The sequence below is a fragment of the Methylophaga sp. OBS3 genome (assembly GCF_026319325.1).
Taxonomy (GTDB): Bacteria; Pseudomonadota; Gammaproteobacteria; order Nitrosococcales; family Methylophagaceae; genus Methylophaga.
Genome location: NZ_JAPDMU010000001.1, coordinates 702721 through 719068, shown reverse-complemented (window position 1 = coordinate 719068; position 16348 = coordinate 702721). Strand labels below are relative to the sequence as shown.

The window sequence follows — 16348 nt, the reverse complement described above, 5'->3', positions numbered from 1 at the left end:
CCTTGAGAGCCTATAACTTTAGTGCTGGTCCGGCCATGTTGCCGGATGCAGTAATGCAACAAGCGCGCGAGGAAATGCTCGATTGGCGCGGTTCAGGTATGTCAGTGATGGAGATGAGCCATCGTGGACCTGAATATACCGAAATAGCACAACAGGCTGAAGCCGATCTTCGTGAGCTTATGGGCATATCGGATGATTATGCTGTGCTATTTTTGCAAGGTGGTGCATCAAGCCAGTTTTCGATGATCCCAATGAACTTGCTGCGGGGTGCCCATAGAGCGGACTATGCCAACACCGGTGCTTGGTCAGAAAAAGCGATTAACGAAGCCCGTCGTTACTGTGAAGTAAATGTCGTTGCTGACGCTAAACCAAGTCACTACACGACCATTCCAGATTTTGCTGATTGGCAAGTATCAGATGATGCCGCTTACCTGCATTACACGCCTAATGAAACCATTCATGGAGTGGAATTTCATGATATTCCAACAATGGGTAAGGCCCCGCTGATTGCGGATATGTCATCGACGATTTTATCGCGACCTGTCGATGTTAATCGTTTTGGCATGATTTACGCCGGTGCCCAGAAAAATATTGGCCCGGCAGGTTTGTGTATTGTGATAATTCGTCGTGATTTGATGGGTAAAACATTACCGGGCACACCGACGATGTTTGATTATCAAATTCATGCTGACAATGCATCAATGTATAACACACCTGCAACTTACAGTTGGTATCTTGCTGGTCTGGTGTTTCAATGGTTGAAGCAGCAAGGTGGTTTGTCAGCCATGGCCGAAATTAATGGCCGTAAAGCGACTAAGTTATACGCTGCTATTGATGGTAGTGATTTTTACGCTAATCCAGTTGATCCGCGTTATCGCTCATGGATGAATATTCCCTTCACATTAGCCGATAGCAGTCTGGACAAGCAGTTTTTGCAAATGGCGGCGACACAAGGTTTATTAACCTTAAAAGGTCATCGCGATCTTGGTGGTATGCGCGCTAGTATCTACAACGCGATGCCAGAAGAGGGCGTTGATAAACTGATTGCCTTTATGGCGGAATTCGAGCGTAGGTTCGGTTAAGGATGTCAGAACAAAAAGCTTTGCAAAATGTGCGTCAGCAAATTGATGCAGTCGATGAAAAAATTCAGGCACTGCTCAATGAACGGACCGCGCTTGCCCATCAAGTTGCTGAAATAAAGCAATCTGTTGGCGATCAAAGTGACTTTTATCGCCCTGAGCGTGAAGCGATGGTCTTGCGAAATGTGATGGCTCGCAACAAAGGCCCTTTAGCCGATAAGGAAATGGCGCGTTTGTTCAGAGAGATTATGTCTGCTTGCTTGGCAGCCGAAAAGCCGCTTCGTATTGCTTATTTAGGCCCAGAGGGCTCATTTACGCAGGCAGCTGCACTCAAACATTTTGGTGGTTCTGCTGAGTTTCAACCTGTAAGTACAATAGCCAATGTATTCAGCGCCGTTGAAACTGAATATGCTTGTTACGGTGTTGTGCCTGTTGAGAACTCTACAGAGGGTGTCGTCAGCCACACCTTGGATCGTTTCATCAGTTCACCATTAAAAATTAATGGCGAAGTGTCATTGCGAATTCATCATTATCTTCTTGGTAAAGCTGCTGATTTAAGCCAAGTAAAAACAGTCTATGCTCACCCTCAAGCCTTAGCGCAATGTCGTCAGTGGCTCGGTGATCAGTTGGCGCATGCTGAACTAATTCCGTTAGATAGTAATTCTGAAGCAGCGCGCCGTGTTGCTGAAATGGATGAATCTGCTGCAGCGATTGCCGCGAGTAATGCTGCTGCCATTTATGGTCTGCAAATTCTTGCCAGTAATATTGAAGATGAAGCTGGTAATACCACACGGTTTTTGGTTATCGGTAGTCAGCAAGTGAGTGCCAGTGGCGAAGATAAAACGGCCTTATTGGTCTCAACCAAAAACAAACCAGGCGCATTACAAAAACTGCTACAGCCTTTAGCTGATAGTGGTATTAGTATGAGTCGCATTGAGTCACGACCATCCCGAAAAGGCATGTGGGAATACGTGTTTTTTATCGATATTGATGGTCACTGTCAGGATGAGGCAGTTGCCACAGCATTAAATAAACTTGAAGATGAGTCTTCAGTCTTTAGAGTTCTAGGCTCATATCCTAAGGCGGTGTTGTAATGACGAAATTATTGATGGCCAATCCACGTGGTTTTTGTGCTGGTGTGGATAGAGCAATTGATATTGTCGAACGCGCACTGACATTATTCGGTGCTCCGGTCTATGTACGTCACGAAGTCGTGCATAACCGTACAGTAGTCAATGATTTACGTAATAAAGGTGCTATTTTCATTGAAGAGCTGACGGATGTGCCAGATGATTCGACGCTAATCTTTAGTGCTCATGGCGTATCGCGTGCTGTGCAAAATGAAGGCAAGCAACGTGGTTTGAAAGTATTTGATGCAACATGCCCATTAGTGACTAAAGTTCATATGGAAGTTGCTCGCCACGAAAAAGTCGCCCGCGAATGTATTTTGATTGGTCATGCCGGTCATCCCGAAGTTGAAGGCACCATGGGGCAATACTCAGCCGAGCAGGGTGGAATGTACTTGGTTGAATCGCCAGAGGATGTTGCAAAGCTTGAGGTTAAAGATCCCAACAACTTGGCTTTTGTTACACAAACCACCTTATCAGTCGATGATACTGCGATTGTTATTGATGCTTTACGTGAGCGCTTTCCTAATATTATTGGACCGGGCAAAGATGATATTTGTTATGCCACGCAAAATCGTCAAGATGCCGTAAAACGTCTGGCGCAAGAATGTGATTTGGTTCTGGTCGTTGGCTCAACAAATAGTTCAAACTCAAACCGTTTAAGAGAGTTAGCCAACAAGTTAGGCACTACGGCTTACCTTATTGATAGCGCTGACGAGATTGATCCGGCTTGGCTTGAGAATATTGAAACTGTGGGCTTGACTGCTGGTGCATCGGCACCTGAACTACTGGTTCAAGATGTCGTCAAACGTTTGCAGGCGCTGGGTATTGAAGATGTGCAAGAAGACAATGGTCAACAGGAAAATGTTGCCTTCTCACTGCCCAAGGAATTAAAAGTAGATATAAGCCGTCTAAAAATTTAAAACAGGAGCTTTATGCCCTTTTTGCCGGTTTTATTGTGGACGGACATTCTAATCTTCAGCCTGCTGGCCGTTATTGGGGCTGGCGTCTTTTATATCCAACGTAAACCGCACCTTCGTGCGCCATGGCTACATGTTTTTACCCGTAAACGTGGGGTGATAGCGATTATGGTGCTGTCGGTTTACGTCAGCATCGGTTTATTGGATTCCCTACATTTTCGAAGTGCTTTACCTGCCCAATCTGGCAGTGATGAAGTGCATTATGACAGTCACGTAAAAAGTGTCTTTGATGTCTTAGTTACGCCACTTCATACTCAAGTCGAGAAAACTTACTCTGCACCATTTGCTACCCGGTTATTTAGTCGTGAAATGCAAATGCTGGACGGTAACCTTACCCACGGCTATCCACCCCTGCGTTATGGTGGACGGCATTTAGCCGATCCTGATGCCAAATGGTCGGATATTTCGGAGCGGATAATGACTAGTAGTTTCTGGGCATTAGTCACGACACTAGCGATTATGGCGTTAATGGTTGTTGAGTTTAGTTCTCGGCAGAAAAAAAGCACTATAACAACGGCTAAAAAATGGTTAAGCGGCGAGAGTGTTTTCCCTGTCAGAACAATCTACTTAACGTTATTTTTAATCCTGCTGGTCAGCTTTAATCTTATTCACTTAGGACAGTATTACCATGTTTTGGGTACCGATAAAGTCGGCCAAGATGTCCTGTATCAGTCACTAAAAAGTATTCGTACAGGTCTTATGATTGGCACCTTAACGACCTTAGTAATGTTGCCGCTGGCGATTTTATTGGGTATTGCGGCCGGATATTTTCGGGGTTGGCTTGATGACATCATCCAATATATCTACACGACACTAAACTCTATTCCCGGTGTACTACTCATCGCTGCAGCTGTGTTAATGCTGCAGGTGTATATCAATAATCACCCAGAAAGCTTTGCTACAGCGGCCGAACGCGCAGATATCCGGCTTTTATTCCTCTGTTTAATCCTTGGTGTGACCAGTTGGACAGGCTTGTGTCGAATCCTCCGTGGTGAAACTTTAAAACTTCGTGAATCTGAATATGTCTTAGCGGCTAGAGCACTTGGTGTGAATGGCTTTACGATATTGCATCGTCATATTTTGCCGAATTTGATGCATATCATTTTGATAACGGTCGTACTCGACTTTAGTGGGCTGGTGTTGGCCGAGGCTGTATTGTCTTACGTTGGGGTTGGTGTCGATCCCACAATGATTTCTTGGGGCAATATGATCAATAGCGCTCGTTTAGAAATGGCAAGAGATCCTGTGGTTTGGTGGTCATTAACGGCAGCATTTATCTCTATGTTCATTCTTGTCTTAGCTGCAAATTTATTTGCCGATGTTGTCCGTGATGCTTTTGACCCACGTATGCAGGCAAGCCGATGAGTACAGCATTATTACAAGTTAAGGGTTTAAAAACTTGGTTTGGTAATGGTGAGGCACCATTTCGTGCCGTTGATGGTATTGATTTTGAAATCAATCAAGGCGAGACGTTTGCTTTATTAGGTGAGTCGGGTTGCGGTAAGTCCATGACGGCTTTATCGCTATTAAGGTTAAATCCACAACCAGCGAGTAACATTACGGCTGGTGAGATTTTACTGGATGGCGTTGATTTACTGCGCTTATCTGAAGCACAAATGGAGCATATTCGAGGCCGTAGGGTCGCGATGATTTTCCAAGAGCCACAAAGCTCTTTAAATCCAGTACTGACCATTGGTCAACAATTGTCAGAAAGTTTACGTTGGCATTTCAAATTAACGGCTGCTGAAATACAAAAGCGCTGTATGCAACTTTTAGATGATGTCGGAATACCTGATCCGACCAGACGTTTAAAAGAGTATCCACATCAATTATCTGGTGGTATGAAACAACGGGTAATGATTGCGATGGCATTGGCTGGTGAGCCTGAATTATTAATCGCAGATGAGCCAACAACGGCCTTAGATGTAACCATCCAAGCCCAGATATTAGGTTTGCTCAAACAACTTCAACGTGACAAAAACATGGCAATTTTGCTTATTAGCCATGATCTAGGTGTGGTTGCTCAAATGGCAGATAGAGTAGCCGTTATGTATGCCGGACAAATTGTCGAAGCAGCAGATCGACATGCTTTTTTTGCTCAACCTCGTCATCCCTACACACAAAAGCTATTTGCAGCGCTGCCCGGTGCGCAGAAGCGGGATCAGCGATTGTCAGTCATCAAAGGTACGGTACCGCCGTTAAATCAGCATTTTACTGGCTGTCGATTTGCTGATCGTTGTGATAAATCGATATCAGTTTGTGAGGAGAAACTGCCGAGTTGGTTTGGGCAAGTTGATGATGGTGTTCGATGCCATTTATTTGATCCGCACAATGCGCCAGAAGAGCTGTCATCGGTTGACCATAAACCTGAAATTGCCAAATTATCTGAGGTTATTCCTGCTAAACAAACAGCACTTCAAGTAAAAGATTTACGGATTCACTTTCCAATTCGTAAAGGAATTTTGCAGCGTAAAGTTGGGCAAGTAAAAGCCGTAGATGGCTTAAGTTTGACACTACATCCTGCTGAGACCTTAGCGTTAGTCGGTGAATCAGGTTGCGGAAAAAGTACCGTAGGGAAAGGCATCCTTCAGTTAATTCCGGTGACCTCTGGAGCCGTGCGTTTTCAAGGAAAAACGTTAAATAAACTTTCAAACCGTCAACTTAAACCTATCAGAAACGCCTTACAGATCATCTTCCAAGATCCTTACTCCTCGATGAATCCGCGAATGACGGTGAGGCATATTTTGGAGGAAGGGCTGCACTCACGGTTTAGGAAAATGACCGTGGCTGAACGTGATGAGCATATTGATACGTTACTTGAACGCGTCGGGCTTCGTACTGATATCAAAAATCGTTATCCGCATGCTTTTTCTGGCGGCCAACGTCAAAGATTATGTATTGCTAGGGCGCTGGCAGCTGAGCCTGAAGTCATTATTTGTGATGAGCCAACTAGTGCTTTAGATGTTTCAGTACAGGCACAGGTGTTAAACCTGCTGCGCGATATTCAGCATGAATTTGGTTTATCGTTTTTATTTATCACTCACAATATCGCCGTAGTGGATTATTTAGCCCATCGTGTGGCCGTGATGTACTTGGGACGAATTGTTGAGCAAGGCAGCCGCGAGCAGGTATTAACGCAGCCAAAACATCCCTATACCCGAGCCTTATTGGCTGCTGTACCGGAAATTGAAAGTAGTGAACCACCTGTCGGTATCAGTGGTGAGTTACCGTCACCCGCAAATCCACCTACAGGTTGTCACTTTCACCAACGGTGTCCAGAGGCGATGCCAGAATGTAAACTGGACTACCCTGAAACCACTGACTTAGGTAATGGTCATGTGGTTAATTGTTATTTATATAAAAATTCGGAAAATCATGGATAAGCAAACACAAACAGAATTAGAAGCCGCAGCATTTCGTCGTCTATTGGCTCACTTACAAGAACGTAAAGATGTCCAAAACATTGATCTGATGAATCTGGCTGGGTTTTGCCGTAACTGTCTGTCTAAGTGGTATTTAGCTGCGGCTGAAGAAAAAGGTGTTGAGATGGATTATGACGGGGCTCGCGAATACGTATATGCAATGCCGTATAGTGAGTGGAAAGATAAATATCAAAAATAATCTTGTTTACGCGCCTGCTCACGCAACCGACTGGCCAGTAATTTGTGCTGTTCAGTTGGTTGAGGCGTTTGTTTAATAGGTAATTTCTGCAAGCTCTCAATCGTGCAACGTAGCTGCGCGACATAACGTCGACAATTTCGACAAATCAGTAAATGTAATTTAAAGCGTAGCCGTTGATCCCATCGGAGATGCTGATCTATATGGTCGCTGGCTTGTTCAGCTACTTCTTTACAACTGAGCATTTATTTTGGGTCCTGATATTTAGCAATTTTTTGTTGAATCGTCGCACGTGCACGATGAAGTAGTACACGTGCATTAGATGCACTGATATCTAGAATGTTACAAATTTCTGGCATTGGGGTTTGTTCGAGATCAAACAGCATCAAAACGGATTGCTGTAAGGGTGGCAATTGTGCAAAGCTCTGTTCGATGATGGCGGACAACTCACTATTTTCAGCGATGGCTTCAGGCGTTGCCAGCTCCCATTGTTGAATGCTCTGCCGCCAATGCTCAGTATGATCAAAGCGCGCTTCATGCGCTTGCTCATCCCAACCCTCATCAAGCGATACATTCCGCTTCTCACGGCGCAAGCGTGACTTTGCACCATTTGCTGTAATTTGTATTAACCAGGTTGATAGACTGCTTCGGCCAGCGAATTGACCCAGACCATTAATCGCAGAGAGCCAGGCTTCCTGAACAACTTCCTCAGCAAAAGCTTCACCTATGATGCTGTTTGCAATTGCCAGCATCCGGTTATGATGTTGACTGACTAACCAATCAAATGCAGCGGCATCACCAGACAGTAAGGCATCTATAAGCTGTTTATCATCAGCGAATGGATTGTCTGGATGAGTCGTCATATTCCCTTAAGTTTCTTAACGCAATGTTGATAGGCGTTCATTTTCTTCACTCATCATACACACAACGGTTGATAAAAATCGCTCATGAATTACTAAAAACAGATGCTTATTGTTTTTTAAAAAAAAGCTGTAACAAAACGATTTGTTGTGAGTCTAGTTGTTAAGGCCGGTAATTTTATCGGTTGGTTTTTGCAAATTTATAAAGGATGTATCTCATGGCAACAAGCAAAAAAACTTCTATCGCTTTAGCAACCGGTGTCGCGCTTACAGCGGGTTTGGCTTTATCTCCAATGGCAAATGCTGACAGCAACCCGTTTGCCAGTGCCGAGCTGTCTAGTGGCTACATGCAACTCGCTGATAAACACGATGCCGAAGGCAAATGTGGTGAAGCCAAATGTGGCGAAGAAATGAAAAAAGACGGCGAAGGTAAATGTGGTGAAGCCAAATGTGGCGAAGACATGAAAAAAGATGGTGAAGGTAAATGCGGTGAAGCCAAGTGTGGTGGTGAGTAATCGCCTTTGTTAAGCAATATCAACAAGGGCTCCTCCGAGCCCTTGTTTGTTTAAGGGCAGAGGCCACACGATGAAAAATATATTAAATAAACTTCAGTCAATACTTAATAAAACGCGCGCAGTCGATTTTATTGCACCAGTTTTATTAAGGTTGTATCTGGTACCTGTATTTTGGGTCGCGGCAAACAATAAGTGGAATCCACTTGATCCAAATAGTTCATTACAAGGCACGATTAATTGGTTTGCCAATCCTGATTGGGGATTGGGATTACCTTTCCCTGAGTTGATGGCTTATTTGGCCTGGAGCGCAGAATATTTTGGTGCCATTTTGTTATTGCTTGGTTTAGCGGTGCGTTGGATCAGTATTCCTTTGATGGTCACGATGCTGGTCGCTGCATTTAGTGTGCATTGGAAAAATGGCTGGCAGGCGATCCATGACCCAAGTAGTGCGTTTGCATCGGCTCATGCGCCTGAGGCGATTGAACGCTTAGCTCGTGCCAAAGATATTTTGCAGGAGCATGGCAATTACAGTTGGTTAACTGAATATGGAAATTTTGTCGTTTTAAATAACGGTATTGAGTTCGCAGCCACTTATTTCATCATGCTCGTGACGCTATTTTTCATGGGCGCGGGGCGTTATCTCAGTATTGATTACTGGTTGGCTAAAAAAGTCGAGTAGGGGGCACAATGTTTATCCGAAAAAAACAATCATGGCAGTTACCTGAGTCTGAAGTAACTGATCACAATGTTTTTCTTAACCGTCGACAATTTATCAACGGTGCGATGGGGCTTGCCACAGCAGCAATGGCAACACCGGGTTTTGCCGAGACAAAACCAACTGGGGAGGTCATTGAGAATGTTAAAAACAGTGATTTTTCAACCGAGGAAAAGTTAACCTCTTACCAAGACATCACGACCTATAACAACTTCTATGAGTTTGGTACTGATAAACAATCACCGGCGATTTTAGCTGCGGATTTCCCCGATCCCAATAAACCCTGGATGATTAAAATCGATGGTCAATGTGATAATCCGGGTGATTACGAATATACCGAGTTGCTAAAAGGGAAAACACTCGAAGAACGTATTTATCGTATGCGGTGTGTAGAAGGCTGGTCTATGGTGATTCCATGGATTGGTATTCCATTGGCTGACATCTTAAAAGCGGCCAAACCCAATGCGAATGCTAAGTTTGTCGAATTCACCACCTTGTTTGATCCACAACAAATGCCAGGGCAAAACCGCCGGGTTTTACAGTGGCCGTATATCGAAGGTCTTAGAATCGACGAAGCTATGCATCCATTAACAATACTGGCGACAGGTTTATACGGGCATGAAATGCCAGGGCAAAATGGTGCACCGATACGCCTAGTAGTGCCATGGAAATATGGTTTTAAAAGTATTAAATCGATTGTCAGAATTCGCTTTGTCGAAGAAATGCCGTTAACCGCTTGGATGCATGCCAATGCAGGTGAGTATGGTTTTTATTCCAATGTGAATCCGGAAGTTGATCATCCTCGTTGGAGCCAAAAACGTGAACGCCGAATTGGTGAGTTTCTAAAGCGAGAAACCTTAATGTTTAATGGCTATGGTGAAGAGGTTGCAAGCCTCTACGATGGCATGGATTTACGAAAGTATTTCTAAGCAATATGTTGCGGGTCAGTCACTTTAAAGTACTTTTTTTTATTGCAGCGTTAGTGCCTGCAATATGGCTGACTTACGCTTTATTTACCGATCAGCTTGGTGCAAATCCAATTGAGGCCATAACTCGCGATTCAGGTACCTGGGCATTACGATTTTTATTACTGACATTAACGCTAACGCCTATTCGATGGCTAACGGGCTTTAATCAAATTATCCGATTTCGCCGCATGGCAGGCTTATTTGTGTTTTTTTATGCCGTTACTCATATGCTTTTGTACTTATGGCTCGATCAATTTTTTGATTGGACTGAAATACTTAAAGACATTATTAAGCGGCCGTTCATCACTATTGGTTTCATCAGCATGCTGCTATTGTTACCATTAGTTATCACCTCAACCAACAAAATGATGAAACGCCTTGGTGGACAGCGGTGGAAGCAGTTACATAAGCTAACTTATGTCGTGGCAGCGCTGTCATGTCTACATTTTCTGATGCTAGTGAAGGCCGATATTACGGAGCCGGTCATCTACATAGTGATTTTATCGCTATTGTTTGCTGTCAGAATTTATCGTCAAATTTTTAAGACTGTAGCCCTTGCGCGAACTTAAGTATCTGCTGTAACACAAATTTTATCTCGACCTATCTGTGGATAACCTGTGATCAAGCTGTTGCCTAATCAGCTGTAGCAGCCATTTAGGGGATGAAATCTGGCAAAAACTGTTACAATGCTGCGTTGTTATTAACGGCGTTTTTAGATCTTAAGAAGGTATTTATGACTGATTTTGTCGATCAAGACCCACAGGAAACACAAGAATGGCTGGATGCGTTAGAGTCCGTCATTGAAGTCGCCGGCGAAGAGAAAGCCCACCTCATAATTGAAAAACTGATTGATATGGCGCGTCGTAGCGGCATCAATCTGCCTTACAGTGCTAACACAGCATATGTAAATACAATCCCATTTGACCAACAAGAACGTATTCCAGGCGACCAAGCCATGGAACAAAAACTACGTTCGTACATTCGCTGGAATGCGATGGCGATGGTTGTTAAAGCCAATATGAAACCTGGTTCAGTCGGTGGTCATATTGCCAGCTTCTCATCTGCTGCAACCTTATATGATGTTGGTTTTAACCACTTCTTTAAAGGTGATAACTACGGTAACGGTGCGGATATGGTCTTTTTCCAAGGTCATTCATCACCAGGTATCTACGCACGTTCATTCCTTGAAGGTCGCCTGACAGAAGAACAGTTAGACGGTTTCCGTTTTGAAGTTGACGGTAAAGGTCTGTCTTCATACCCACACCCTTGGTTGATGCCTGATTACTGGCAGTTCCCAACAGTTTCAATGGGGTTAGGTCCGCTTCTCGCTATTTACCAAGCACGTTTCATGAAATACATGGAACACCGTGACATCGTTAAAACCAGTGGCCGCCATGTTTGGGCTTACTTGGGTGACGGTGAGATGGATGAGCCAGAATCATTAGGTGCCATCACACTGGCTGGTCGTGAAAAACTCGATAACCTGATTTTCGTTGTTAACTGTAACTTGCAACGTCTGGATGGTCCGGTTCGTGGTAACGGCAAGATCGTACAAGAATTAGAAGCTTTATTCCGTGGTGCTGGCTGGAATGTCATCAAAGTGCTTTGGGGTAGTGGCTGGGATCAGCTGTTGGCCCGTGACACACATGGTCTGTTGTTAAAACGCATGGAAGAAGTTGTCGACGGCGAATATCAAAACTACAAAGCAAAAGATGGCGCGTATGTTCGCCAACACTTCTTTGGTAAGTATCCAGAATTGTTAGACATGGTTTCAGATATGACAGATGAAGATATCTGGAATCTGAGCCGTGGTGGTCATGATCCACGTAAGATCTACGCAGCTTACAAACGTGCTGTTGATAATGAAGGTCAACCAACTGTTATCTTAGCGAAAACAGTCAAAGGTTACGGTATGGGTGAAGCGGGTGAGGGTCAGAACACCACTCACCAACAGAAGAAACTCGAAATCGAACAAATGAAACGCTTCCGTGATCGTTTCAATATTCCAGTTTCTGATGAGCAAATTGATAAGATCCCATACATCAAGCTGAAAGATGGCAGCCCAGAGAAAGAGTACCTGCAAAAGCGTCGTGAAGAGTTAGGCGGTTTCTTACCGAAACGTAACAACAGCGCACCAGCTTTAACGATTCCAGATTTAAAGATTTTTGATGCGGTCTTAAAGTCAAGTGGCGAGCGTGAGCTGTCTACTACGATGGCATTTGTCCGTGTATTGACAGCGTTGATTCGTGATAAGTCTATTGGCAAAAATATCGTACCAATCGTACCTGACGAAGCGCGTACCTTTGGTATGGAAGGTTTATTCCGTAGCGTTGGTATTTACTCATCTTCAGGTCAAATGTACGAGCCAGAAGACTCAGGCAAAGTCATGTGGTATCGCGAAGATACCAAAGGCCAAATCCTGGAAGAGGGTATTAACGAAGCGGGTGCGATGTCTGAATGGGTATCGGCTGCGACGGCTTACTCTAACTACAACGTCAATATGGTTCCGTTTTACATCTACTACTCGATGTTCGGTTTCCAACGTGTTGGTGACTTGTGCTGGTTAGCCGGTGACATCCAAGCGAAAGGTTTCTTGATTGGTGGTACTGCTGGTCGTACAACGCTGAATGGTGAAGGTCTGCAGCATCAAGATGGTCACAGCATGATCTTGGCAAACACAGTACCTAACTGCATCAGCTACGATCCAACCTATGCTTATGAAGTTGCTGTTATCGTTCATGACGGTATGCGCCGTATGTATGAAAAACAGGAAAATGTTTTCTATTACCTGACGGCAATGAACGAAAACTATACTCATCCGGAAATGCCAGAGGGTGTAGAAGAAGGCATCATTAAAGGTCTGTACCAATTGAAAGCGGGTGGTAAACACAAGCTGAAAGCACAATTGGTTGGTAGTGGTACGATTCTGCGTGAAGTTGAAGCAGCAGCTGAGCTGTTAGAAAACGACTGGAAAGTATCAAGCAGCGTTTGGAGTGCAACAAGCTTTAACGAATTGACTCGTGATGGTCAGAGCGTTGAACGTCATAACCGTCTGCATCCTACTGCGCCCAAGAAACGTGCTTATGTTTCTGAGTGCTTGGATGAGCAACCAGGTGTTGTCGTGGCTGCAACAGACTATATGCGTATGTATGCTGAGCAAATCCGTCCATGGGTTAAGAGCAGCTACACCGTATTAGGTACTGATGGCTTTGGTCGTAGTGATACTCGTGAACAACTGCGTAGCTTCTTTGAAGTTGATCGTCATCACATTGTTGTTGCAACGTTAAACGCGTTAGCAGACCAAGGTGATATCAAATATGACGTGGTTGAAAAAGCGATTAAGCAATACGAAATCAATGCAGATGCAGTAAACCCAGTTAAGGCGTAATCATGGCAGATTTAATTGAATTGAAAGTACCGGATATCGGTGACTTTGACGGCGTTGAAATTATCGAAGTACTGGTAGCCGAAGGCGATGAAATTAGTGCTGATCAGGAAGTGATCACCATCGAGTCTGATAAAGCGATGATGGGTATTCCTGCAGAATTCGGCGGTGTTATCAAAACTTTGAAAGTCAAAGTGGGTGACAAAGTCAGTGAAGGTGATGTGATTGCATTGGTTGAAGCAAGCGGTGATGCACCACAAGCAGAAAAACCTGCTGAAACACCAGCACCAGCTGCGGCTAAACCTCAAGAAGCGCCAAAAGCTGAGCCTGCCAAAGCAGAAGCCGCACCTGCGCCTACTGCAACTGTCAGCGCCGATGAAGTTATTCCTTATGCACCGGATAACAAATCTGGTCAGAAACGTGCGCATGCTTCTCCATCAGTTCGCCGTTTTGCCAGAGAGCTTGGGGTGAAATTAACATCCGTTATTGGTACAGGTACTAAAGGCCGTATTACCAAAGAAGATGTTCAACAATTCGTTAAACAAGCATTATCAGCACCAGCGGCTGCACCTGCAGCACAAGGCAGTGGTATTCCACCGGTGCCAGTGGTTAACTTTGAGCAGTTTGGTGAAACCAATAGCGAAGAGTTGTCTCGCATTAAGAAAATCTCTGGTAAGCATTTGCATGCTTGCTGGTTGAATATTCCACACGTTACACAATTTGACGAAGCCGATATCACGGAATTAGAACAGTTCCGCAAAGAAAACAAAGATATGGCAGCGCAAAAAGGTGTGAACCTGACACCGCTGGTTTTCATTATGAAAGCTGTTGTGGCTTGCTTAAAACAATATCCAGAGTTCAATGCTTCACTGAGTGAAGACAAAGAAAGTCTGATTTACAAAAAGTACTACAACATTGGTGTTGCCGTTGATACACCAAATGGCTTGATGGTCCCAGTCATTAAAGACGTTGATAAAAAAGGCTTTTTGGAGCTTGCTGGTGAGTTAGGCGAAATTAGTAAACGTGCTCGTGATGGTGCTTTGAGTGCCAAAGACATGCAGGGTGGCACTTTCTCAATTTCAAGTTTAGGCGGTATTGGCGGTCAATTCTTTACGCCAATCGTTAATGCCCCTGAAGTTGCTATCTTGGGTGTTAGCCGTCATCAAATGAAACCTGTTTGGAATGGCAAAGAGTTTGTACCACGCCTGATGTTACCGTTATCAATCTCATATGATCATCGTGTTATTGATGGTGCGGCAGGTGCACGCTTTACCGTTATGCTGAGCCAAATGTTGTCTGATATCCGGAAGGTCTTGTTATGAGTTTGGTGGAAGTAAAAGTCCCTGATATCGGTGATTTTGACGCAGTTGAGATCATCGAGGTACTGGTTGCTGTCGGTGATGAAATCACCAATAACCAAGACATCATTACGCTTGAGTCTGACAAAGCAGCTATGGAAATTCCAAGTACAGCTAGCGGTAAAATCGTAGAGCTGTTGGTGTCTGTTGGCGATAAAGTTGGTGAAGGCGATGTAATTTTAAAGCTTGAAACTAATACTGCAGATGCGTCGGCTGATAAGCCTGCTGAAAAAGCACCAGCACCAGTTGAAAAAGCGACTGAAGCTAAACCTGCGCCACAAGCTGCACCTAAGCCAGACCATAGTGATATGCACGCCGAAGTGTTGGTTTTAGGTTCCGGTCCTGGTGGTTATACTGCTGCTTTCCGTGCGGCTGACTTGGGTAAAAAAGTCATCATGGTCGAACGCCATGAGCGCATTGGCGGTGTATGCTTAAACGTGGGTTGTATCCCATCTAAAGCATTACTGCATACAGCACAAATCATCAACGAAGCTTCACACATGTCAGAAAATGGTGTGACTTTCGGCGCCCCTAAAGTTGATTTAAAACAACTGGCCGGCTGGAAAGATGGTGTTGTTAACAAGCTAACTGGTGGTCTGAAAGCATTAGCGAAACAACGTAAAGTTGAAATCGTTCAAGGCGAAGGTCAGTTTAGCAGTGCCAACAGTCTGACTGTGACAACTGCGGACGGTGACAAAACCATTAGTTTTGATAACTGCATTATTGCGGCAGGCTCACGCGTTACGAAAATTCCAGTGTTCCCAAATGACGATCCTCGCATGATGGATTCGACTGATGCGTTAGATCTGGAAGATGTGCCGAAAAGCTTACTGGTTATCGGTGGCGGTATTATCGGTCTGGAAATGGCGACTGTTTATAACGCGTTGGGTTCAAAAATCACGGTTGTTGAGTTACAAGATAGCTTGATTCCTGGTGCTGACAAAGACATCGTTAAACCGTTACATCAGCGCATTGAAAAGCAATACGAAGCGATTTATCTGAATACCAAAGTCAGCAAAATCGAGCCATTGAAATCAGGCCTGAAAGTAACGTTCGAGGGTGATAAAGCACCTGAGCCGCAATCTTTCGACAAGATTTTAGTTGCAGTTGGTCGTACGCCAAACGGTAAGTTAATCAATGCAGAAGCGGCGGGCGTTCAAGTGAACGACTGGGGCTTTATTGAAGTTGATGCACAGATGCGTACTAATCAGCCACATATCTTTGCGATTGGCGATATTGTAGGTCAACCTATGTTGGCGCATAAAGCGACTCACGAAGGTAAAGTGGCTGCTGAAGTGATTGCCGGCCAGAAATCCGTGTTTGAACCACTGACAATTCCATCAGTTGCTTATACAGACCCAGAAGTTGCTTGGATGGGGTTAAATGAAACTGAAGCGAAAGCGCAGGGTATTGACTACGTTAAAGGTGCTTTCCCTTGGGCAGCTAGTGGCCGTAGTTTGAGCCTTGGTCGTGATGAAGGTTTGACCAAAGCATTATTTGAAAAATCAACGGGTCGTCTGATTGGTGCCGGTATTGTTGGGCCAAATGCTGGTGAATTGATTGCTGAAGCAGTACTTGCACTTGAAATGGGTGCTGACGCTGAAGACATCGGTTTGACAATTCATCCACACCCAACATTGTCTGAAACATTCGGCTTTGCAGCTGAAATGGCTGAAGGTAGCATCACTGATTTGATGCCGCCTCGGCAAACATTGCACTCTAAGTAATGCAGCAAGGTTTGTT

15 protein-coding genes are annotated in these 16348 nt (G+C 44.4%); 13 read left to right on the top strand and 2 right to left on the bottom strand.

Annotation, left to right across the window (positions count from 1 at the left end):
- Positions 1-2 precede the first annotated feature (2 nt).
- Genes serC through OMP94_RS03440 form a run of 6 tightly spaced genes read left to right on the top strand, consistent with a single transcriptional unit; the run spans position 3 to position 6807 of the window.
- A complete protein-coding gene (gene serC, locus OMP94_RS03465; protein ID WP_266276050.1) occupies positions 3-1082 on the top strand; it encodes a 3-phosphoserine/phosphohydroxythreonine transaminase in 1080 nt (359 codons plus the stop codon).
- Positions 1083-1084: 2 nt separating this feature from the next.
- Positions 1085-2173, top strand: a complete 1089-nt coding sequence (gene pheA / locus OMP94_RS03460; protein WP_266276048.1) for a prephenate dehydratase — start codon at positions 1085-1087, stop codon at positions 2171-2173.
- Positions 2173-3129, top strand: coding sequence for a 4-hydroxy-3-methylbut-2-enyl diphosphate reductase (ispH, locus tag OMP94_RS03455; protein ID WP_266276046.1), 957 nt, complete (start codon positions 2173-2175; stop codon positions 3127-3129). The genes pheA and ispH overlap by 1 nt, the downstream gene beginning before the upstream one ends.
- 12 nt (positions 3130-3141) lie before the next feature.
- A complete protein-coding gene (locus OMP94_RS03450) occupies positions 3142-4551 on the top strand; it encodes an ABC transporter permease (RefSeq protein ID WP_266276044.1) in 1410 nt (469 codons plus the stop codon).
- Positions 4548-6569, top strand: coding sequence for an ABC transporter ATP-binding protein (locus tag OMP94_RS03445; protein WP_266276042.1), 2022 nt, complete (start codon positions 4548-4550; stop codon positions 6567-6569). The genes OMP94_RS03450 and OMP94_RS03445 overlap by 4 nt, the downstream gene beginning before the upstream one ends.
- A complete protein-coding gene (locus OMP94_RS03440) occupies positions 6562-6807 on the top strand; it encodes a DUF1244 domain-containing protein (protein WP_266276040.1) in 246 nt (81 codons plus the stop codon). The genes OMP94_RS03445 and OMP94_RS03440 overlap by 8 nt, the downstream gene beginning before the upstream one ends.
- Here the strand turns inward: OMP94_RS03440 and OMP94_RS03435 are convergent.
- Positions 6798-7049 carry an anti-sigma factor family protein gene (locus OMP94_RS03435; RefSeq protein ID WP_266276038.1) on the bottom strand — a complete coding sequence of 84 codons (252 nt, stop codon included), beginning with the start codon at positions 7047-7049 and terminating at the stop codon, positions 6798-6800. The two genes, OMP94_RS03440 and OMP94_RS03435, sit on opposite strands and share 10 nt — an antisense overlap.
- Positions 7050-7667 carry an RNA polymerase sigma factor gene (locus OMP94_RS03430; protein WP_266276036.1) on the bottom strand — a complete coding sequence of 206 codons (618 nt, stop codon included), beginning with the start codon at positions 7665-7667 and terminating at the stop codon, positions 7050-7052.
- Between the two features lie 215 nt (positions 7668-7882).
- Here OMP94_RS03430 and OMP94_RS03425 point away from each other — a divergent pair, with 215 nt between their 5' ends.
- From OMP94_RS03425 to lpdA, 7 genes are all read left to right on the top strand, one after another.
- Positions 7883-8179 carry a low-complexity protein gene (locus OMP94_RS03425; protein WP_266276034.1) on the top strand — a complete coding sequence of 99 codons (297 nt, stop codon included), beginning with the start codon at positions 7883-7885 and terminating at the stop codon, positions 8177-8179.
- A 70-nt stretch (positions 8180-8249) separates the two neighbouring features.
- Entirely contained in the window at positions 8250-8858 is a 609-nt protein-coding gene (locus OMP94_RS03420) for a DoxX family protein (RefSeq protein WP_266276032.1), read from the top strand.
- An 8-nt stretch (positions 8859-8866) separates the two neighbouring features.
- Positions 8867-9823, top strand: coding sequence for a protein-methionine-sulfoxide reductase catalytic subunit MsrP (gene msrP / locus OMP94_RS03415; protein WP_266276030.1), 957 nt, complete (start codon positions 8867-8869; stop codon positions 9821-9823).
- A gap of 53 nt (positions 9824-9876) precedes the next feature.
- Positions 9877-10431, top strand: coding sequence for a sulfite oxidase heme-binding subunit YedZ (locus OMP94_RS03410; RefSeq protein WP_266276026.1), 555 nt, complete (start codon positions 9877-9879; stop codon positions 10429-10431).
- Between the two features lie 164 nt (positions 10432-10595).
- On the top strand, positions 10596-13250 hold the full coding sequence (aceE, locus tag OMP94_RS03405) for a pyruvate dehydrogenase (acetyl-transferring), homodimeric type (RefSeq protein WP_266276444.1): 2655 nt from the start codon (positions 10596-10598) through the stop codon (positions 13248-13250).
- Between the two features lie 2 nt (positions 13251-13252).
- Positions 13253-14569 carry a dihydrolipoyllysine-residue acetyltransferase gene (aceF, locus tag OMP94_RS03400; protein WP_266276024.1) on the top strand — a complete coding sequence of 439 codons (1317 nt, stop codon included), beginning with the start codon at positions 13253-13255 and terminating at the stop codon, positions 14567-14569.
- Positions 14566-16332: a dihydrolipoyl dehydrogenase gene (gene lpdA / locus OMP94_RS03395; RefSeq protein WP_266276022.1), complete on the top strand. Its 1767-nt coding sequence runs from the start codon at positions 14566-14568 to the stop codon at positions 16330-16332. The genes aceF and lpdA overlap by 4 nt, the downstream gene beginning before the upstream one ends.
- The last annotated feature ends 16 nt before the right edge of the window (positions 16333-16348 follow it).